This window comes from Streptomyces sp. NPDC051940, from assembly GCF_040680895.1.
Lineage (GTDB): Bacteria > Actinomycetota > Actinomycetes > Streptomycetales > Streptomycetaceae > Streptomyces.
This window is the reverse complement of the sequence record NZ_JBFAXR010000146.1, coordinates 1-19,595: the sequence shown is the minus strand read 5'-3', so window position 1 is coordinate 19,595 and position 19,595 is coordinate 1. Positions and strand designations below refer to the sequence as shown.

Sequence of the window (19,595 nt, the reverse complement as noted above, 5' to 3'; positions counted from 1 at the left end):
GCGGCCGCGGCGGGCGTGGTTGGCGCGCCGCTGGGGCCGGGCCCGCCGCCCCGGCGGGGCGCCGGCCGCGGCCGGCGCCCCGCCGGTCGTGTCGTGCACGGCGCTGCTGCTCATGCGTGTGCGATGGGTCCGGAGCGCTTGACGAGCTGCTGCTTCGTGCTGGAGCCCTCGAACCGGGTCTTGCTCCGCAGATACGGACCGACGTTGGACTCGTTCACGAACAGCAGACCGGTGTCGGTGACGCTGGGGATCACGAGGCCCCCCGACAGCTGGTACATCCACAGGTAGAGCACGGTCAGGAAGCCCTGGAGATAGGGCTGCTGGTCGATGGTGAAGTCGAGGTCGCCCTCCTCGATCGCGGTGAGCGTGTTCGGGTTCATGTCGAAGCCGCCCGCGACCACGCCCTTGGCCTTCAGGCCGTACTTCTTCATGACCTTGCCGACGCTCTCCGTGGAGCCGGCGTCGACCGCGAACATGCCCTTGAGGTCCTTGTGCCCGTTGGCGTACGCGTCGATGGTCGACAGCTCCTGGGGGACCTCCGCGCCGCTGGCGACCGACGTGAAGCTGATCGGCTTGCCGGACGCCTTGATCGCGTCGGTGGCGCCGTCGATACGCGGCTGGATGTTGAGCGCGCCCGGGGTGGCGATGAACCCGACGGCGTCCCCGCCGTCCGGCATCAGCGAGACGATGCGCTGACCCATCTGGAACCCGGACTGGTAGAGGTCCTGCCCCACGTAGCAGAGCCGGTTCGTGCCCGGGTTCCCCCGCGCGCCGTCGGCGTTGTACGACACGGTGGGGATCCCGGCGTCCAGGGACCGGTCGACGGGCCCCTTGAAGGCGTTGACGTCGACGACGCAGACGCCGATGCCGTCGGCCTTGGCGGAGACGGCCGAGGTCATGGCGCTGACCATCTCCTGGACGATGGCGCCCTTGGAGCCCGTCCACTGGAACGAGGCGCCCAGCAGCGCGCAGGCGTCCGACGCGCCGTACTGGGTCGGGGTGAAGAACGCGTTCGTCGTGACGTGGTTGACGAACACGAACCTCCACTTCGGTGTCCTCGGGAAGTCGCCCACCCCGTCGCCCGACGACTTGTCGTCGCTCTTGTTCTCGGACGAGCAGGCGGACAGCAGCGCCGCGGCGGCGGCCGAGGCGCTCACCAGTCCGGCGCCGCTGAGCAGCCGCCGTCTGGCGAGGCCGTTGAGGCCGAGGGTGTCGACCGCCTCTTCGACGCCTGGATCGATCTTCTTCATGACCCCTCCCGCGAGCTCGGCCCGTACCGTCCGAAATCTCGGACAGCGTTCGAGAAATTTGGTGGCCTGAACGTAGAACCGGCCCAACAGACCGTCAAGCCCCTGAAAGGGCAACGATTGTGCCAATACCAGGCGGTCAGTCCCGCGACGCGAGTTCGTCCCGGACCGCGTCGTACGCCGGCTTGGGGGCGAAGTCCTCGTCGAGCAGGTTGGCCGCGCCCTGGCCCGTGAAGAACCCCGGCACCCACGAGTACTTGTCCGTGTAGCCCCACACCGTGAACGACGTGCAGCGCCGCACGTTCAGGCAGGTCTGGAGCAGCCGCCGGTAGTCCTGCGCCTGGCGGGCGAGCTTCGCGTCGTCGGCCGGCAGGGTCATCCGCACGTCCACCTCGGTGAACGACGTCTGCATCCCCAGCCGGGCGAACCGCTCCAGGTTCGTCTGCACGTCGCCCGGGAAGCCGTACTGGATGTCCAGATGCCCCTGGATCCCGAAGCCGTGCACCGGCACGCCCTCGGCGCGCAGCCGGCGGGCGAGTTCGTAGTACGCCGTGGACTTCGCGTTGACGCCCTCCACGTTGTAGTCGTTGAGGTAGAGCTTCGTCCCGGGGTCCGCGGCGTGCGCCCAGCGGAACGCGTCGGCGATGTAGCCGGGGCCCAGCAGCCGCAGGAACAGGGTGTCGCGCAGGTTGCCGTCGTCGCCGACGACCTCGTTGACGACGTCCCACTGGTAGACCTTGCCGCGGAAGTGGCGGACCTGGGCGGTGATGTGGTCGCGCAGGATGCCGCGCAGCGCCGCCGCGTCGATCGAGCCGTCCGCGACGCCCGCGGTGAGCCAGCCGGGGAGCTGGTTGTGCCACAGCAGGGTGTGCCCGCGTACGGCCTGGCCGTGCGCCCGGGCGAAGGCCACGAGCTCGTCGGCCCGGGTGAAGTCGTGGACGCCGCGCTGCGGCTCGACGGACTCCCACTTCATGACGTTCTCGGCCGTGACGGAGTTGAACTCGCGGGCCAGGGTGTCGCGGTACGTCGTGTCGCCGCCCAGCGCGGAGTGGTCGACGGCGGTGCCGATCCGCAGGTCCTGCCGGGCGGCGAGGTCGCGCAGGGTACCGGTGTCGTGGGCGGCGGCCGGCTGGACGGCCGGACCCAGCATCAGGACGGCGGCGGACGCCGCCACGAGCGCGTAACGGGTTCTCATTGGGGCTCCTCAACTCGATGGGATCGCGAGGGAAGGGACGAACGCGCCGGGCTCACCGCAGCCGGTGGCTCTCCGGCGGTCCGAGGTAGCTGTCCGGCAGACCGCCGGTGTCGATCAGCAGCCGCTGCACCACGACGGTCGGGTCGACCATCCAGAACCTGAGCAGGTGCACGCCCGCCGTCAGGGTGTGCCGGGTGGCGGTCCTGCTGACGTTGTCCGAGGTGTTACGGGCCCACTGCGGGTTCATCACCCCGTCGTCGGAACCGAGGGCCGCGACGATGTCGACCGTCTGCGGCGCGTCGTCGTCGAAGGACACGGCGTACCGCAGTCCGGCGTGCGCCAGGGCCGGGTTGCGGGGCGAGAGGTACGCCCAGAGCGTGACGGGTCCGCCGGTGAGCAGGCTGACCGTGTACGTCAGCTGCGGCGCCGGCCCGCCCGGCTGCTGCGCGGGCGCCGTGACGGGGACCGGGGTGAGGCCGGCGACGGCGCGGCCGACGCCCGCCACGCGCTGCCAGCCGATGCCCGGGGCGCCCACCGTGCGGTCGGCGTGCTCGGCGTCGATCGCCACGTACCCGCCCGCCTCGACGAACCCGCGCAGGCCCGTGACGTCGGGGTTCTCGGTGACGACGGTGACCGTGACGCTCGTCCCGGCGCCGTGCACCACCAGGGTCGCCTCGGCGGTGTCGGCCGGGGCCCGGCGCCAGTCGGCGCTCACGGTGATCCGCTGCTGGCGGGTGACGCGGCCCTTGGGGCGGTCCACGCGCAGCCATGGGGCGGAGGACTCCACCCGGTAGTCGAAGGGGGTGCGGCCGCGGTTGAAGACCTCGAGGTACGGGTCCGTGCCGTACCGGCTGAGGACCGGCAGCCGGGCGGCCCCTACGGTGTCCGGCCACCAGGCGTCCGATCCGGCGACCGCCACGCCCAGCTCCGCCGCCTCGGGTACGTCGATCCGGCGCACGGCCGGGAAGATCTCGTCGGGCAGCGCCACGTTGTTCAGCTCGGGCTGCTGCCACGGCGCGTTGGGCCCGTAGCGCGCGACGTCGCCGTACCCGATGTGCGGCTGGGTCTGGAAACCCTGCCATTTGCCGTCCGCGATCCGGGTGTTGAAGCGGTCGGCGAGGGCGAAGTCCTCCGCCAGGCAGGCCTCGGCGCGCGCCGCGCGCTCGTTGGTGGCGGCGCGCCCCTGTGCGGCGTACCGCAGGTTGGTGAACTCCGCCTCGCGCAGGGCGTAGACGTTGGCGGTGGCGGCGATCGCGTAGCCGGCCAGCTGGAACCAGGAGTCCTGGGCCGCGGCCGGGAGCTTGCGGGCGATGCCGAGGGCCCGGCGGGCCAGCTCCTGCCAGCGCTCGGTGACGAGCTCCAGCTCACGGTGGTGGTCGAGGGAGAACGGTGTCGCCCGGTCGTCGTACACGACGGCCGCCGGGTCGGTGGCCGGGTCCTTCGCCGGGTCGAGGGTGATGCGCCGGTTCAGCAGCTCGGGCTTGCGCAGCGACTGCAGCCGGCCGTACTCGGCGAGGACGGCGGCGATCGCCGACGCCTGCGCCTCGCCGAAGTTCCGCGCCGCGTACCGGCGCTCCCAGTCGGGCAGGTCGGCGAGGCCCCAGCGGTCCGGGTTCCAGGCGTAGTCCAGGAAGAACTGGGTGGGCACCTCGTTGCCCTTGAGGTCCCCGACGTTGGCCACCCACAGGGTGCGGTTGCCGTACGCGACGGCCTGGCGCAGCTGGTCCCAGAGGTTCGGCAGCGGCGTGGTGTCGACCCACTTGTAGTTGCGGCCGGCGCCGACGTAGTCGAAGTGGTAGTAGAGGCCGTAGCCGCCGGAGCGGGGTGGCTCCGCCGGGTCGGGGTGCTTGCGGATGTTGCCCCAGTTGTCGTCGCACAGGACGACGGTGACGTCCTCCGGCGCGCGCAGACCGCGGGCCCAGTAGCGCTGGACCTCCTTGTAGAGCGTCCACACCTGCGGGATGTCCGTCAGGTCCCGGCCGGTCTCCTCGGCGAGGATCTGCCGCTGGGCGGCGATGATCTCCCGCATCAGCTCGATCCCGTCGCCGTCCGGCAGGCTCACGTCGCCGTTGCCGCGCATCCCGAGGGTGACCACCCCCTCGAAGTCCTGCTCCACCATGCGGCGGATCCCGTCGCGCCAGTACGCCCTGATCGCCTCGGCGTTACGCCGGAAGGACCACTCGCCGGTGCCGCCGTAGGGGTCGTGGCCGGGGGTGACGACGGCCCCGGAGGCGTCCCGGACGGCGGGGACGGCGTGCCGGTTCCACTCCTCGATGCCGCGCATCATGGGGGCCTCGTGGGAGGTGCCCATGACAATCCCGTACTCCTTGGCGCGGGCGTGGTTCTCCGGATCGTCCTCGGCGAACGCGCGGCCCCACACGGCGGGCCAGAGGTAGTTGGCCTTCAGCCGGAGCATGGCCTCGAAGACCTTCGCCCAGAACTCGGCGTTGAAGCCGCCGGGGTGGCCGGGGGCCTTGCCCGGGCCGAAGAACCTCGGAGCCCAGGTGCCGAGGGCCGGGTTCTCGTCGTTGATGAAGATCCCGCGGTACCGCACGGCCGGCGTGCCCTGGGTGTGCCGGCCCGCCACGGCGTACAGCGCGTCGCGGTGGGCGGGCGGTACGTCGTCCCACCAGTACCAGGGCGAGACGCCGATGCCGTAACTGACGTCGTACGCGCCGAAGATGGTGCCCCGCGGATCGCTGCCCGCGATGACGAAGGCGCGGTCCACGCCCGGCAGCGGCCGCTCGACGACCGTCTGCAGCGAGGTCTCCCAGCGGCCGGCGACACCGGCGGGGTCCAGCCTGCCGTCGGCCACCAGCCGGTCGATCAGCGGGCTGCGGCCCAGGGTGCCGATCAGCACGACCTCACGCCCCACCGCGGGTACGGCCCCGTCCCGGGTCCTCCTCAGCACCGGCCGGATGCCGGTCACGCGCTCGACGTCGTCGCACAGGTCCCCCGCGACACGCAGGACGCCGGGGTGGTCGGCGCCGTCCACCAGGACGGGGGCCGCCCGTCCGGAGCGTGCCAGGGGGAACGCGCCGGGGCGCGGGGTGAAGGAGATGTACGCGCCGGGGTCCGTCACCCCGGGCGCCGCGGCGTCGGTCGCCCCGGGTGCCGCGCGGCTGTCGGCAACTGCCGGTACGGCGCCGAAAGTCGTCAGGCCCAGCGCACCGGCGCTGAGGCCCGCTCCTGCTCCCAGTACGGCTCTTCGCGGTGGATCGAACGGGTGGTTCCGGCTCATCGCCACTCCCCAGTGAGTCCCAGTCACGCGAGTTGTCGGCTGCGAGACAGATCCTGGGCGAAACTCGGCCCCGAAACAATGGAGTTGCGCGGTCGAAACAAATTCGGTCGATCAGGCGGCGGGCGGCGGCGCGGTGCTGTTCCGTACGACCAGGCTCGTCGCCAGCTCCAGCCGGGTCGCCGAGGGCCTGCCCGCCCGCAGCCGCAGCAGCAGCTGCACCGCCTCCTCCGCCATCTGCCGCAGCGGCTGGTGCACGGTGGTCAGCGCGGGGCTCGACCAGCGGGCGAGCTGGACGTCGTCGTAACCGACCACGGACAGGTCGTGCGGCACCCGCAGCCCGAGGACGCGGGCCGCCTCCAGCACGCCGAGGGCCTGCAGATCGCTGCCCGCGAAGATCGCGGTGGGCCGGTCCGGCATGGTCAGCATGGCCGTCCCCCGCTCGTACCCGCCCTCCACGTGGAAGTCGCCGAACTGGACCAGCCCGGGGTCGGCCGGCAGGCCGGCCATGCCCATCGCCGACCGGTAGCCGTCGAGGCGGGCCAGGGAGCAGAGCATGTCCCCGGGGCCGGAGATGATGCCGATGCGCCGGTGTCCCAGGTCGATCAGATGGCGCGTCGCGGCGAGTCCGCCGGACCAGTTGGCGGAGCCCACGGAGGGCACGTCCGGATCCGGGTCGCCGGCCGGATCGACGATGACGAAGGGGATGGAGCGGGCCCGGAGCTGGTGCTTGACCTGCTGGGGGAGCGCCGAGAAGACCAGCACCACGCCGAGCGGCCGGCGCTGCAGCACGCCGTCGATCCAGTCGGGGCCGGGCGAGTGCCGGGTGCCGCTCTCGGTGAGGACGACGCTGGCGTGGTTGGCCTTGGCGACGTTCTCGACGCCGCGGATCAGCTCCAGGGCCCAGACGCTGTCCAGCTCGTGGAAGACGATCTCGATCAGCGGGGCCTCGTTGGAGGACCGCGTGGTACGCCGGTAGGCGTGGGTCTCGAGCAGCCGCTCCACCTTGATGCGCGTCGGGGGCGCCACGTCCTGGCGGCCGTTGAGGACCTTCGACACGGTCGATATCGAGACGCCGGCCTGTCTGGCCACCTCGGCCAGGGTGATCCGGCCGGTCCCCTCGTCGTCAGGCATGAGGGGAGCATAGGCCACAAGGTTCGGCGGCCGGGCCGAAACAGTTTCGCGCCGTACCGCCGGCCGGCGCCGCGACCCCGGCGGAGCGCCGCCCGGAGCGGACCGGCGGCGGATCCACCCCTCGGGATCCGTCCTCCATCAGCTAGTTTCTACTCTGCTGCGCAGAACTGTGGGGTATCGGGCCGCCGACGGGGTGGGCCGGTCCTCGACCCGACTGTCTGGAGAACTCATGGCGCTGTGGGACGTCCTCAAGGAGTCCATCGCGAAGATACAGGCGCACCTCGTCGCGAAGAAGAACGACCTCAAGGGCGCGGCCTTCCGCGACGCCAGCATGGCGATGTGCGCGCTGGTCACCGCCGCCGACGGCAAGATCGACCCCGCCGAGCGGCAGCGCGTGGCCAAGCTGATCACGACGAACGAGGTCCTGCAGCACTTCCCCGCCGACGAACTGCGTGCGCAGTACGACGCGAACCTGGAGAAGCTCGCCGCGGACTTCGACTTCGGCAAGGTGGCCGTGCTCCAGGAGATCGGCAAGACGAAGGACAAGCCGGTCGAGGCGCGGGCGACGATCCAGATCGGCATCGTCATCGGCGGCGCGGACGGCACGTTCAGCGAGGAGGAGAAGGCCGTGGTCCGCGAGGCGTGCTACGCGGTCGGCCTGCTGCCGTACGAGTTCGACCTCTGACCGCCCGCGCCGCGCGGGCGCGACCGCTGACGGCACGTACCCGGAGGGCGCGGACCGGACCGGCCGCGCCCTCCCGGCCGGGGGTCCGGGGGTCATCCCCCGGAAGGACTCAGTGGGATCCGGGCGCCGCGCCGTGCCGCCGTACGGCGTCGGCGACCGCCGGTGCCGCGTCGAACGGCAGGGCGTGGCCGCTCTCCGGGACCTCCGTCACGGTGGCCGAGGGGATGGTGTCCGCCAGGGTGCGGGCCGCCGCGGGGAACATGCGGTCGCTCTGGCCGCCCACGACGATCGTCACCGGCGTCGTGAGGGCCGCGAGCGCGTCGAGGCCGAGCTTCTCGCCCGCGGCGACCTCGGCGACGATGGCGGGGCCCTGGCGGCGTACCTCCGAGGCCCACTCGGGGCCGGCGTCGGCATACGCCGAGGAACCGTTTCGGCGGGCCAGCGCCCAGCGCAGGAAGCGCTCGGCGGCCGCCTCGTGGCGGCCGAACCGGGCGAGCGGGATGACGCCCGCCACCGCCCGCAGCATCGGGCGGCTGGGGTGCTCCCGCGGGCGGAACGGCGGCTCCAGGAGGACCAGTCCGGCCACCGCCTCCGGGTGCCTGCAGGCCAGTTCGAGCGCGATCACGGCGCCCATGCTCCAGCCGACGACCAGCGCGGGACCGGAACTCGTCTTCGCGAGGACCGCGGCCGCGTCCTCGGCGTGCGTCGCGGTGCCGTCCGTCGCAGGCGGCGGCGCCGGGGAGTCGCCGAAGGAGCGCCGGTCGTACGCGACGACGTGGTGCGTGGCGGCGAGCAGACCGGGGAGGTCCCCCCACAGCGGCGGCGCGGTGCCGTTGATCAGCAGGACGGTCGGGCCCTGTCCGCTGCGGCGGACCGCGAGGCTGACGCCGTCCCGCTCGATTCTCTCCTGGTTCTCCTGCACGTTTCCGCCCACCCGGCCTTCGCTGTTGAATGCGCAACTGCCCCGCGACAAGCGCAGGTTAGCGGTGGGCGCAGGGGTGTCAAGATCCGGGGGCGCCCCCCGGGCAGGGGACGCCCCCGGACGAGGACGCCCCCGGGACGGGGGCGTCCTGGGCGTCAGCCGTCGTTCTCCGCCGACGGGATGAACGCGCCCGGTACGTCATCGGGTGCGTAGATCTCCTCCTCGCCCGGGTACGGGACCTTCCAGCCGTGCGCGTCGTACCAGGTGAAGTGGTTCATCTGCGCGGGGTTGGCGAAGTCGGGCACCGCGTGCGGGCCGGACAGCCGCTGCTTGGTCTTCCAGTGCGCCCACTCGGCCGCGATGCCCTGCATGGCCGCCGGCACCTCGGCCGACGGTACGGGCGCCGCCGCCGGGTTCTGCGGCGCCGGAACGTCCAGGCCGCAGGAGGGCGGGGTGGCCAGGCCGTTGGTCAGCGCGGTCCGGTTGGGCCGTGCCGTGAACGGGGTGTAGTCCGCGTTCTGGGTGAACGCCGCCCGCATGGGGCTGGCCGCGCTGTCCTTCTGGTTCATCGGGTGGATCCCGAGGATCTGCTCGATGGTCCGCATCATGTTGATCTGCGAGTAGTAGCGGCTGTCGACGACGCCGCGCTTGGCCCAGGGGCTGATGATCTGTACGGGGGCGCGGTGGCCGTCGACGTGGTCGAGGCCGTTCTGCGAGTCGTCCTCCACGACGAAGACCGCCGACTGCTTCCAGTACTTGCTGTGGGAGATCTCGTCGATGATCCGGCCGGTCGCGAGGTCGTTGTCGGCGACCTGGGCCGCCGCGTTGGGCGGGCCGCCGGTGTGGTCGCTGGAGAGCCAGAACATGTTGAGGTTCGCCGGCCCGTTGGCCGCGAAGTCACGCTTCCAGATCTCGGTGCGGTAGATGTCCGGGACGCTGGTGTCGTACTTCGGGAAGCCCGGCACCGACACCGCGTTGAGCGACGGGATCGGCGAGGTCGAGACCATCGGGTAGACCGTGTCCTGGCCGGTGGCCCGCATGTTCAGGGTGTCGCAGTACAGGTTCTGCCAGGTCGCGCCCGCCGGCTTGGTGAGGAACTGGTGGAACTCGCCGAAGTTGCGCACGGACTTGCCGGCCGCCTCGGCGCCGGTCCAGATGAAACCGGTCCGCTGGTGGCCGAGCGCGTCGTCCTCGGTGTCGTAGCTGCGGATGTACTCGCCCGCCGTGGACTCGGTGTACTCCGGGTTGTCGGCCTGCATCAGCCAGTTGTGGCCCTCGGCCGAGTTCGTGCCGATGTCGTACGTGTTGTCGAACAGGCCGAACTGCTCGGCCAGGGCGTGCTGGTTGGGCGTCACGTTCTCGCCGAACTGCGCCAGCGAGGGGTCGCCGTTGCCGTCCGCCCGGTCGCCGAAGACCTGGTCGTACGTCCGGTTCTCCTTGACGATCAGGAAGACGTACTTGATCGTCGAGGGGTCGCCGAGCCGGGTCGGGACCGGCACCGGGGCGGCGGTGCCCTCGCCCTGGGCCTTGATCACCGAACCGTCCGTCCAGCCGTTCTGCCGGAAGACCCGGGCCGTGTAGGACTTCACCATGCTGTCGTCGGGCATCGTGAAGTGCGTGAGGCTCGACGTCGTGTCGTGGGTGCCGTGCGCGCCGCTGGCGTTGGGGCGGCGGGCGTCGACGCCGCGGGTGTTGGAGACCACGACCTCGTCGCCGACCGTGGTGATCTCCGCCGGGAAGTAGTCGGTCGGCAGCAGGCCGACGTAGCTCACCGGCTCCTGCGGGGTGGTGTAGCGGTAGACGGCGATCGCGTTGGCGCGGCCGAGCGTCACCAGCAGCCGGCCGTCGTCGGTGAGCGTCACCGCGTCGGGCTCGTAGCCCACCGACGCCTCGGGCCAGGGCTGGGTGGCGATGGTCTGGACGACCTGGTCGCTCGCGGTGTCGATGACCGACACGTCGTTGGTGGCCGTGTTGGTGACGAACAGGGCGCCCTTCTTGGCGTACAGGGCCGTCGGGTGCAGTCCGACGTCGATGCTGCCGACGGCGGCGTCCGGGTCCGCCAGGTCGATGACGCTGACCGTGCCGGTGGTGGTGGCCGCGGTCACCGGGTCGGCCGGGACCTGGGTGCCGTAGGAGTTGACCGTGGTGTCGCCGGGCCGGGCGCGCCGGCCGCCCTCGTTGCTGACGTACAGCTTGCCGCCGGTCCTCACCATGTCGCGCGGGGCGTTGCCGACGTCCCAGCTGCGGGTGACGGCGCCGGTCGCGGCGTCGATGGAGACCACCCGGTTCTGGCCGTTGACCGCGGCGTAGACGGTGGAGCCGTCGGCGGAGAACACCGGCTCGGCCACCAGCGCGCGCTTGCCGTCGACGGCGGGGATGGTGATGTACGTGGGGTTGGCGACGCTGCCGTCCGGGTTCACCGTGAAGCGGGTGTAGCCGTCGGGCTGGCCCAGCCACAGCTGGCTGCCGTCGGGGGAGTAGGTGGGGCCTTCCTGGCCCACGTTGTTGGTGCGGATGCGCGGGTTCGACGACGCGCCGGCGCTGACGAGCTGCTGCACCTTCCAGTCCCTGAGGTCCACGACGGCCAGCGCCTGGCCGCCGTCGGTCACCGAGGCGGCGAGGTGGGTGCCGTCGGGGCTGACCGTGGAGGACATGATCTTGCCGTTGTCGATGACCAGCCGGTCGCCGTAGGGATCTATGTACTGGTTGCTGGAGACCACCTGGCCGCGGGCCGTGACCTCGCCGACCTGGTCCTGGCCGAACTGCTCCGTCTGGGCCAGCGCGGTACCGGCCGCGATCAGCCCGAGCGCGGCGATACCGGCGGTGACCAGCGGGAGCCGGCGGCCCGCGCGTCCGCGCAGGAGAGCGGGGAGGCCGGTTCGGACACGCCTGCGGCGGCGTGTTACCTGCATGGGGATCATCCCTTCGGCGAGGTGTGGAGCAGCTCGACGTTGCCGTCGAACTGCCAGAGCGGGTTGGCCGTGTCCCCGGTGGGCGTGCTGACCAGGAAGTAGCCGTTGACCTCCTTGGGGCCGTCGCCGTCGGCCATGAACCGCCCGTCCGGGGTGATGTCGAGCTGGTAGATGGCCTGGCCGACCGCCTCGATGCCGGGAAGGTGCCAGGAGACGACGCAGCGCCAGTCGTTGCCCGCCCCCTCGGCGCCGTTCCTGGTGTTGCCCTTGCTGCAGGCCGCGGTGGCCCTCAGCTGCGCTTCGGTGACGTCGGGCCGGTGCAGCTGCTTTGTCTGCATCCGGTAGAGGTGGGCGAACGCGGTGGCCACAGAGCGCTGCACCTTCTCCTGCTCGATGCCGGAGCCCGTGGCCGGGGTCGCGACGGCGACGACGGCGACCGTGGCGGCGAGCAGCCCGGCCAGCGGCACGGCCCCGAGGGCCAGGGCGCGCCGGCCGGCGCCGTCGTCGGCGGCGCTGGTGAAGTCCCGCCGCAGGAAGAGCAGATACGCCAGCACGGTGGCGGCCACGGCCCAGACCAGGCTGACCGCGATGCCGATCAGCAGCGGGCCGAGCTGCGCCGGGTCGGCGAACAGGCCGTTCCAGGAGATGAAGGCGTACCCGGGCAGGGCGAGCCGTACCACGACCGGCAGCGGCAGCATCTGGGCGAGCTGCATCGCCAGGGCGACGATCACCGGCAGCAGCAGACCCATCGGGGACCGGCCGAGGGTGACGGATCCGAGCAGTCCGACGGCGGCGAGCGCCAGGGTCGGGGCCAGCACGCAGACCCAGGCGAGCAGCACGTTCACCGCCGCGTCGCCCGGCGACAGCAGATGCCCGTCCAGGCCCACCAGCGGTTCGTCGCCGACCACCAGCAGTCCGCCCACCACGCCGGAGACGGCCAGCCCGGCGACGAGCAGCAGGATGACGGTGAGGCTGGCGAGGGCCTTCGCCGCGAAGATCCGCCGCGGCGAGCGGACCGCCACGAGCAGATGGCGCCAGGTGCCGAGCCGGTCCTCGGAGGCGAACACGTCGCCGGCGACCAGCGAGGTCAGCAGCGGCAGCGCCCAGGTGCCGGAGAAGCCGAGCACGACCAGCGAACCGGCCCAGCCGGTGGCGTGCATCCAGCGGCCGAAGAGCGTGTCGACGGGCAGCGAGCTCTGCTGGCTCACCCCGGCGACGAAGAGCGCCGGCACGATCCAGCTGGCGAGGAGCACGAGCCGGATCCGCCACTGCGAGACGAGCTTGACCAGTTCGAAGCGGTAGCCGCGCACCATCAGCACGCGCGGGGCTCCGGCAACGTTGTCAGGGGCGAGGACGGCCGTCATCGGCGGGTCTCCTGCTGGTCGGTGAGTTCGAGGAACGCCGCCTCCAGCGGCGACACCACGGGCGTGAGCTCGCGTACGGCGACGCCCTCCCGGACGAGCCGCACCACCAGCTCGTCGAGGGCGGGCACCAGCGCGCGGACGACGAGGGCCTCGGTGTCGTGCGGCGCCGCGCCGTCGCCAGCGGTGCGGATGCCGGCCGTGTCGTCGGCCAGCCGGCGGGCGGCCTCGGGGTTCGAGGTGCGCAGCCGGTAGTCGAGTTCGCGGTTCTCGGCGGCGAGCTTGCCGAGCGGGCCGGAGAAGACGACGCGTCCGGTGGCCAGGATGGTGACCTCGGAGCACAGCGACTCGACGTCGTCCATGCGGTGGCTGGAGAGCACGACACCGGTCCCGTCCTGCGCGAGCCGGGTGAGGACCTGGTGCACATGCCGCTTGCCGGCCGGGTCGAGTCCGTTGGACGGCTCGTCCAGTACGAGCAGCCGCGGCCGGGTGAGCAGGGCCGCCGCGAGCCCGAGCCGCTGGCGCATGCCGAGCGAGAAGCCGCGGGTGCGGTCGTCGGCGACGTCGGTGAGCCCGACCTGGGCGAGGACGTCGTCGATGTCCGCGGTCCGCCCGTCGCGGCCGCGCAGCGAGGCCAGCGCGGCGAGGTTCTGCCGGGCGGTGAGCCACGGGTAGAGCCCGGGGCCGTCCACGAAGCCCGCGACCCCGTCGGGGGCGGTGAGCGCCCGCCCCATCGGCGTACCGAGGATGTCGAGGCTGCCGCTGTCGGCGACGGCGAGGCCCAGAAGGAGGCCGAGGAGCGTCGTCTTGCCGGCGCCGTTGGGTCCGACCAGGCCGTGGATCTGGCCGGGTGCCACGTCGAGGTCGATGCCGTCGAGGGCGACGACGTCACCGAAGCACTTGGTGACCCCGCGGGCCCGTACGGCCTCAGCTGTTTCCATGCGTCCCTCTCCCATCCGTCAAAACCCTAGGGACAGTGCGCAGTTCAGGCAGGGACCCTAGGGGGAACACGAGGGGAACGGAAGATGACATGTCCCTTGCAATCGAGCGCTGTCCGGCGTAACGCGCGCGCCCTGGCGGCATTACGTCAGGTCGTCAATACGACGCGGGAGCAGCCGGTTTGGGGCGTACGGGCCGTGGGAGCATCCGGCGATCCGTCTCCGTATGGCCAGGAGTTTCCCTCGTGCAACTGAGATCCCTCGCGGCCGCGATCACCGTCGTGGCCGCTCTCGTACCCGCCGCCGTCACCGCGCGCGCGGCGTCCCCGGACGAGGGGGGCGGCACATCCGCCGCGGCCCCCAGCTCCGTCACCGTGCCTCTGCCCACCGGCGACTCGGTGACCGTCGAGCGTGCCGGCCGGGCGATCCGCTCGACCACCGTCCATCCCGCGCCGGGGCGCGCGGACATGGCCTTCACCACCACGTCCGTCGGCTCCGGCGACCTCAGCGTCGTACCGGCCGACGCCGAGCCGCTGCTCGCCGCCGGGCGGCTCGATCCGCGGCTGTTCGACGTACGGGCGCTGCTGGACGCCGGGTACGGAGGCGACGCCGCCGTCCACGTGATCGTGCAGCACGGCAAGGGCGCCGGCGCCGCGGGCAAGGTGCGTACCGCCGCCGGGGCGGACGCCCGGCCGGGCCGCTCGCTCACCCGCCTCGGCATGACCCCGCTCGACCCCGAGGACCCGGCCGCCGCCGCGGCCACCTGGAAGCGGCTCACCGGGAGCGGTTCGCTCGCGGGCGGCGCCACGAAGCTGTGGCTGGACGGCCGGATGAAGGTCAGCCTCGACCGGAGCGTGCCGCAGATCAACGCGCCGAAGGCGTGGGCGGACGGCTACACCGGCAAGGGCGTCACGGTCGCCGTCCTCGACACGGGCTACGACTCCGACCACCCGGACCTGGCCGGACGGGTCTCCACCAGCGTCGACTTCACCGGCACGGGCAGCGCCGAGGACGACAACGGCCACGGCACGCACGTCGCCTCGACCATCGCGGGCGTCGACGCCGTCTACCGCGGCGTCGCCCCCGACGCCGACCTCGCGGTCGGCAAGGTCTGCGACGCGGGCGGCAACTGCGTCACCTCCGACGTGCTCGCGGGCGTCGAGTGGGCGGCCGGGACCGCGCACGCCAAGGTGGTGAGCATGAGCCTCGGCGGGCCGGCCGAGGGCGACGACCCGGTCGTCGACGCGATCAACGCGCTGTCCGCCCAGGACGGCACCCTGTTCGTCGTCGCCGCCGGCAACTCCGGCGAGAACGGCACCTCCACCGTCGAGGCGCCCGCCATCGCGGACGCCGCGATGGCCGTCGGCGCCGTGGACCGCGACGACCAGCGCGCCTACTTCTCCAGCCAGGGCCCCCGCCCCACCGACAACGCCGTCAAGCCCGACATCACCGCCCCCGGCGTCAGCATCGTCGCCGCCCGGATGGGCGGCGGACACACCTCCAAGTCCGGTACGTCGATGGCGACCCCGCACGTCGCGGGCGCCGCCGCGCTCGTCGCGCAGGCGCACCCGGACTGGACCGGCGAGCAGATCAAGGGCGCGCTGATGGAGAGCGCCGAGCCGACCGCCGGCCTCTCCCCGTACCAGCAGGGCGCCGGCCGCGTCGACGTGGGCGACGCCGTCGAGCGCACCGTGCACGTCTCTCCCGTGAACCTCACCACCCGGGCGGGCTGGGCCGACACCGCGGGCGAGGAGAGCGAGCAGACCGTCACGTTCACCAACAGCGCCGACGCCGACGTGACCCTCGACCTGGCGATCGAGCGGCCGATGTCGCCCGCCCGCCAGTCCGGCAACCCCGGGCAGTTCTCCGTCGACCGGGACCACGTGACCGTGCCCGCGCACGGCACCGCGCAGGCGGTCGTCACGGCGCGGGGCTCCCTGCTGCCGCACGGGCAGTGGGCCGCGGTGCTCACCGCCTCCCGGGCCGGCGAGGCCCTCACCCGTACGATCCTCGCGGTCGACACCCCCATCCCCGTGCACCGGGTGACCGTCACGGCCACCGGCCGCGACGGCAAGGGCGCCAGTGGCACCGCCCTGCTGGTCAACCGCTGGACCGGTGACCGCTACCCGGTCCGGCTGACGTCCGGCACCGGCACCGCTGACGTCCCCGAGGGCCAGTACTGGACCGGCATGACGATCATCTCCGGCAGCGGGTCCGACCGCGCCACCGCGATGACCGCCGCGTCGGTCACCGTCGACGCCGACGCGTCCGTCGCGCTGGACGCGCGCACCGCGGCCCCGGTACGCGCGGACGTCGGCGACAAGAAGGCCGCGGCCGTGATGACGCAGGCCGCGCTCGCGCTGCCGGTGGGTACCGGCTGGTACACCCTGAGCGTCGTGGGCACGGGGACCGTCGGCGCCGGCTCGGTGTACGCGACGCCGGTCGCCGACGCCGACGCGACCTACCGCACCTTCGCCGTGCTGGCCGCGGCGGGCGCCTCGTCGGCCGCGCCGAGCCCGTTCTTCTACCACGTGGCCCGGAGCTGGAGCGGCGGCGTCCCCGCCGACCCGTCGCTCACGGTCAGGCGCGCCGAACTGACCGACGTGCACGTCGCGTTCTACGGCCAGGGCGCCGATGCGGCCGGCACCACCGCCGCCGCGCCGTACGACCCGGTGCTGCTGCCGGTGAACATCGACCAGTCGGTGCGCTACCCCTCGCAGGTCCATGACTACCGCACCCCCGGCGTCTGGACCGACCGCGCCAACGTCGCGGGCGGCCAGTCCCTCGCGACCGCGCCCCGCACGTACGGGCCGGACGCCCAGGACAGCCTGGACTGGGCCGCCGCGGTCGTCGGCCCGGCGCTCCCGTACGCCCCGCTCACCCGCACCGGGGACACGCTGACCATGATGGCGGCGCCCTGGTTCGTCGACGGCGACGGCACCCGCACCGGCACCGACGCGGGCGCCACCGGCACCGTCACGCTCGCCCGTGACGGGGCGGCGCTCGGCTCGTGGAGCACCGCCCTCATCGGCAAGAACGTCGCGGTCCCCGCCGGGCCGGCCCGCTACACGCTCACCGCCGACGTCGTCCGCAACCGGGCGACCGCCGCGCACTCCACCCGCGTGACGTCCGTATGGGGCTTCGACTCCGCGACGGACGACGGCGAGGGCACCGTACTGCCGCTGACGGCGGTGCGCTTCACCCCGTACGAGCTGGACTCCTACGGCCGTGCGGCGGCCGGCGCCACGACCCGCGTGGACGTGGCGGTGCAGCGGGCTCCGGGGGCCGCGGACGCGGCCGTCGACAGCCTGCGGCTCCAGGTCAGCTGGGACGACGGCGCCACCTGGCAGCAGGTGAGGATCCTGCCGGCGGCGGGCACCTCGCCCGCGCACGCCGACGTGACCGCCCCGGCCGGGGCGTCGTTCGCGACGCTGCGCGCGACGGTCGAGGCGTCCGACGGGAGCACCCTCACCCAGACGGTCACGCGGGCGTTCGGCGTGAACGCGGCGCCGTAGCCGGCGGCCCGCCCGGGGACGGCCCCTGTCCCCGGGCGGGCCGGGCGGGCAGAATCGCCCGCATGCCTGAGACCTCCAGCGGCCCGACCGTTTTCCATGACCTGTCCGCCTTCCTCGCGCAGCCCCGGGTCACCTCCCTGGCCCTCTCCGCCGACGGCACCCGGCTGATCGCCGCCGTGCAGCAACTCAGCGCTGACAGCACCCGGTTCGTGTCCGGGCTGTGGGAGATCGATCCCGCCGGGGAGCGGGACGCGCGGCGGCTGACGCGGTCCGGGAAGGGGGAGTCCGGGCCGCGGTTCGGGCCCGACGGGACGCTGTACTTCCTGTCCGGTCGCGAGGACGCCGATCCCGGCCGGGAGAAGGAGGACGGCGACGACGACGGCGCCACGCTGTGGGCGCTGCCCGAGCGCGGTGAGGCCGCCGTCGTGGCCCGGCACCCCGGCGGCATCGCGGGGTTCACCCTCGCCCGGGACGCCGGCACCCTCTGCTTCACCGCCGGGCTGCTGCCCGGTGCGGCCGACGCCGAGGCGCACGGGAAGCTGCGCAAGGCGCGCAAGGACGCGAAGGTCACGGCGATCCTGTACGAGGCCGGGCCGACGCGGGCGTGGGACCGCGATCTGGGGCCCGACGAGCCGCACACCTTCGTGCGTACGGACGGCGGCCCCGTCGTCGACGCGGGCGGCCAGGGCGCGCTGGAGGACCCGGCGGACGCGGCCCTGTCGCCGGACGGGACGCGCGTGGCGTACACCCGCTTCGTGCCCGGCCGGGTTCCGGACGAGAACCGCACGGTGGTCGTGGTCGCCGACGCGCGGACCGGGGAGGAGCTGGGCGTCGTCGCCGACTCCGGGCACCTGTACCAGGCGCCGGTCTTCACCGCCGACGGCGCGCTGGTCTGCTCGCGGATGCGCGACGCGACGTACGAGACGCCCTTCGACATCACGCTCGTGCGGGTCGACCCGACGGGCGGCGGAGAGGCCGACCTTCTGCCGGACTTCGACAACTGGCCCGGTGAGACGGTCTGCTCGCCGGTCGACGGCACGCTCTGGTTCACGGCCGACGAGCGGGGCCACTGCCCCGTCTTCCGCCGCGACGCGGACGGCACCGTCACCCGGCTGACCTCCTCCGGTGCGTACGGCTCGCTGTGCGTCGCCCCCGACGGGCGCACGCTGTACGCCCTGCGCAACGCGGTGGACTCCCCGCCGCGGCCGGTCCGCCTCGACGCGGCGGCCGCGGACCAGGTGCCGGCCGCGCTGCCCGCGCCCGGCGACACGGGCGCCCTGCCGGGCACGCTCACCGAGGTGGGGGCCGAGGCGGACGACGGCTTCGCCCTGCGCGGCTGGCTGGCCCTCCCCGAGGGCGCCTCAGCGGCCCGGCCCGCGCCGCTGCTCGTCGCCGTGCACGGCGGCCCGCAGGGCAGCTGGAACGCCTGGACGTGGCGGTGGAACCCGTGGCCCTTCGTCGCCCGCGGTTACGCCGTACTGCTGCCGGACCCGGCGCTGTCGACCGGCTACGGGCAGCACAACCACGAGCGCGGCTGGGGGCAGTGGGGCGGCCGTCCCTACCACGACGTCATGGCGCTCACCGACGCCACGGAGGCGCGCCCCGACGTCGACGCGACGCGTACGGCGCTGGGGGGCGGTTCGTACGGCGGCTACATGGCGAACCGCGTCGCCACGCGCACGGACCGCTTCAAGGCGATCGTGACGCACGCGAGCCTGTGGGACATGCGGACGTTCCAGGGCGACACGGACTGCCCCTGGTACTACCAGCGGATCTTCGGCGACCCGCTGACCAACCCCGCGCGGTACGAGGCGGATTCCCCGTACCCGGACGCGGCCCGCATCCGCACGCCGATGCTGGTGATCCACGGCGCGCGGGACTACCGCGTCCCCGTCGCGCAGGGCGCGGCGCTCTTCCAGGACCTGCAGCGGGCCGGGGTCCCGGCGAAGTACCTCTACTTCCCCGACGAGAACCACTGGATCCTCACCCCGAACAACATCCACCTCTGGTACGCCGCGTTCCTGGGCTTCCTGGACCACCACGTCCTGGGGCTGCCCTGGAACAGGCCGGAGCTGCTGTGAGCAGCCCCGGGTGAGTGCTCCGGCCGGCACGCGGGGGGGGCTTCGCCCCCCGGCCCCCCGGCCCCGGCCCCCGGCCCCCCGGGCCCCCGGCCCCGGCCCCCGGGCCCCCGGCCCCGGCCCCCGGGCCCCCGGGGGAGGGGGTGCGGTGTGTCGGTCCGGTCCCGGGTGTCGGCGTCCGTGCGCCTTCGGGCGGGCCCCGAAGGGGCTGCCTGGAGCAGGCCGGAGGTGCCCTGATCACCTCCGGGTGAGCTTGCCGCGCCGCGATCCGGGGGGGGGGGGGGGGGGGGGGCCGGCCCCCCCCCCCCGCCCCGCCCGGGCGCGCCCCGCCCCGCGGCCGCCCGCGCGGCGCGGCGGGGGGCCGGGCGGC

General features: G+C 73.4%; 11 protein-coding genes. 3 read left to right on the top strand and 8 right to left on the bottom strand.

The genetic code is table 11. The features are described 5' to 3' along the window. Positions 1-110: 110 nt before the first annotated feature. From AB0M28_RS34955 to AB0M28_RS34940, 4 genes are all read right to left on the bottom strand, one after another. On the bottom strand, positions 111-1,250 hold the full coding sequence (locus tag AB0M28_RS34955) for a sugar ABC transporter substrate-binding protein (protein ID WP_365413878.1): 1,140 nt from the start codon (positions 1,248-1,250) through the stop codon (positions 111-113). Between the two features lie 136 nt (positions 1,251-1,386). Then, positions 1,387-2,442 (bottom strand): endo-1,4-beta-xylanase, encoded by a 1,056-nt coding sequence (locus AB0M28_RS34950; protein ID WP_365413876.1) that lies wholly within the window; start codon positions 2,440-2,442, stop codon positions 1,387-1,389. Positions 2,443-2,494: 52 nt separating this feature from the next. Next, complete coding sequence (locus tag AB0M28_RS34945; protein ID WP_365413874.1) at positions 2,495-5,683, bottom strand: glycosyl hydrolase 115 family protein; 3,189 nt, start codon at positions 5,681-5,683, stop codon at positions 2,495-2,497. A 111-nt stretch (positions 5,684-5,794) separates the two neighbouring features. Beyond that, entirely contained in the window at positions 5,795-6,814 is a 1,020-nt protein-coding gene (locus AB0M28_RS34940) for a LacI family DNA-binding transcriptional regulator (protein ID WP_365413872.1), read from the bottom strand. A gap of 229 nt (positions 6,815-7,043) precedes the next feature. Between AB0M28_RS34940 and AB0M28_RS34935 the strand changes: the two genes are divergently transcribed. Further along, positions 7,044-7,499 carry a TerB family tellurite resistance protein gene (locus tag AB0M28_RS34935; protein WP_365413870.1) on the top strand — a complete coding sequence of 152 codons (456 nt, stop codon included), beginning with the start codon at positions 7,044-7,046 and terminating at the stop codon, positions 7,497-7,499. Positions 7,500-7,608: 109 nt separating this feature from the next. Here AB0M28_RS34935 and AB0M28_RS34930 read toward each other — a convergent pair whose 3' ends face one another. From AB0M28_RS34930 to AB0M28_RS34915, 4 genes are all read right to left on the bottom strand, one after another. Continuing rightward, positions 7,609-8,421 carry an alpha/beta hydrolase gene (locus AB0M28_RS34930; RefSeq protein WP_365413868.1) on the bottom strand — a complete coding sequence of 271 codons (813 nt, stop codon included), beginning with the start codon at positions 8,419-8,421 and terminating at the stop codon, positions 7,609-7,611. Positions 8,422-8,576: 155 nt separating this feature from the next. Next, positions 8,577-11,333 carry an alkaline phosphatase family protein gene (locus AB0M28_RS34925; RefSeq protein ID WP_365413866.1) on the bottom strand — a complete coding sequence of 919 codons (2,757 nt, stop codon included), beginning with the start codon at positions 11,331-11,333 and terminating at the stop codon, positions 8,577-8,579. A 5-nt stretch (positions 11,334-11,338) separates the two neighbouring features. After that, positions 11,339-12,697, bottom strand: a complete 1,359-nt coding sequence (locus AB0M28_RS34920; protein ID WP_365413864.1) for an ABC transporter permease — start codon at positions 12,695-12,697, stop codon at positions 11,339-11,341. Beyond that, positions 12,694-13,635, bottom strand: coding sequence for an ABC transporter ATP-binding protein (locus AB0M28_RS34915; protein WP_365413862.1), 942 nt, complete (start codon positions 13,633-13,635; stop codon positions 12,694-12,696). The genes AB0M28_RS34920 and AB0M28_RS34915 overlap by 4 nt, the downstream gene beginning before the upstream one ends. Before the next feature lie 242 nt (positions 13,636-13,877). On the opposite strand from AB0M28_RS34915, the gene AB0M28_RS34910 reads away from it, so the two are divergent. Beyond that, positions 13,878-17,147 carry a S8 family serine peptidase gene (locus tag AB0M28_RS34910; protein ID WP_365413860.1) on the top strand — a complete coding sequence of 1,090 codons (3,270 nt, stop codon included), beginning with the start codon at positions 13,878-13,880 and terminating at the stop codon, positions 17,145-17,147. Between the two features lie 62 nt (positions 17,148-17,209). After that, positions 17,210-19,228 (top strand): S9 family peptidase, encoded by a 2,019-nt coding sequence (locus AB0M28_RS34905; RefSeq protein WP_365413858.1) that lies wholly within the window; start codon positions 17,210-17,212, stop codon positions 19,226-19,228. Positions 19,229-19,595 lie beyond the last annotated feature (367 nt).

Excerpts from the sequence above, each read along its gene's own strand:
- AB0M28_RS34955 (WP_365413878.1), bottom strand. The coding sequence starts at position 1,250 with ATGAAGAAGATCGATCCAGGCGTCGAAGAGGCGGTCGACACCCTCGGC.
- AB0M28_RS34950 (WP_365413876.1), bottom strand. The coding sequence starts at position 2,442 with ATGAGAACCCGTTACGCGCTCGTGGCGGCGTCCGCCGCCGTCCTGATG.
- AB0M28_RS34945 (WP_365413874.1), bottom strand. The coding sequence starts at position 5,683 with ATGAGCCGGAACCACCCGTTCGATCCACCGCGAAGAGCCGTACTGGGA.
- AB0M28_RS34940 (WP_365413872.1), bottom strand. The coding sequence starts at position 6,814 with ATGCCTGACGACGAGGGGACCGGCCGGATCACCCTGGCCGAGGTGGCC.
- AB0M28_RS34935 (WP_365413870.1), top strand. The coding sequence starts at position 7,044 with ATGGCGCTGTGGGACGTCCTCAAGGAGTCCATCGCGAAGATACAGGCG.
- AB0M28_RS34925 (WP_365413866.1), bottom strand. The coding sequence starts at position 11,333 with ATGCAGGTAACACGCCGCCGCAGGCGTGTCCGAACCGGCCTCCCCGCT.
- AB0M28_RS34920 (WP_365413864.1), bottom strand. The coding sequence starts at position 12,697 with ATGACGGCCGTCCTCGCCCCTGACAACGTTGCCGGAGCCCCGCGCGTG.
- AB0M28_RS34915 (WP_365413862.1), bottom strand. The coding sequence starts at position 13,635 with ATGGAAACAGCTGAGGCCGTACGGGCCCGCGGGGTCACCAAGTGCTTC.
- AB0M28_RS34905 (WP_365413858.1), top strand. The coding sequence starts at position 17,210 with ATGCCTGAGACCTCCAGCGGCCCGACCGTTTTCCATGACCTGTCCGCC.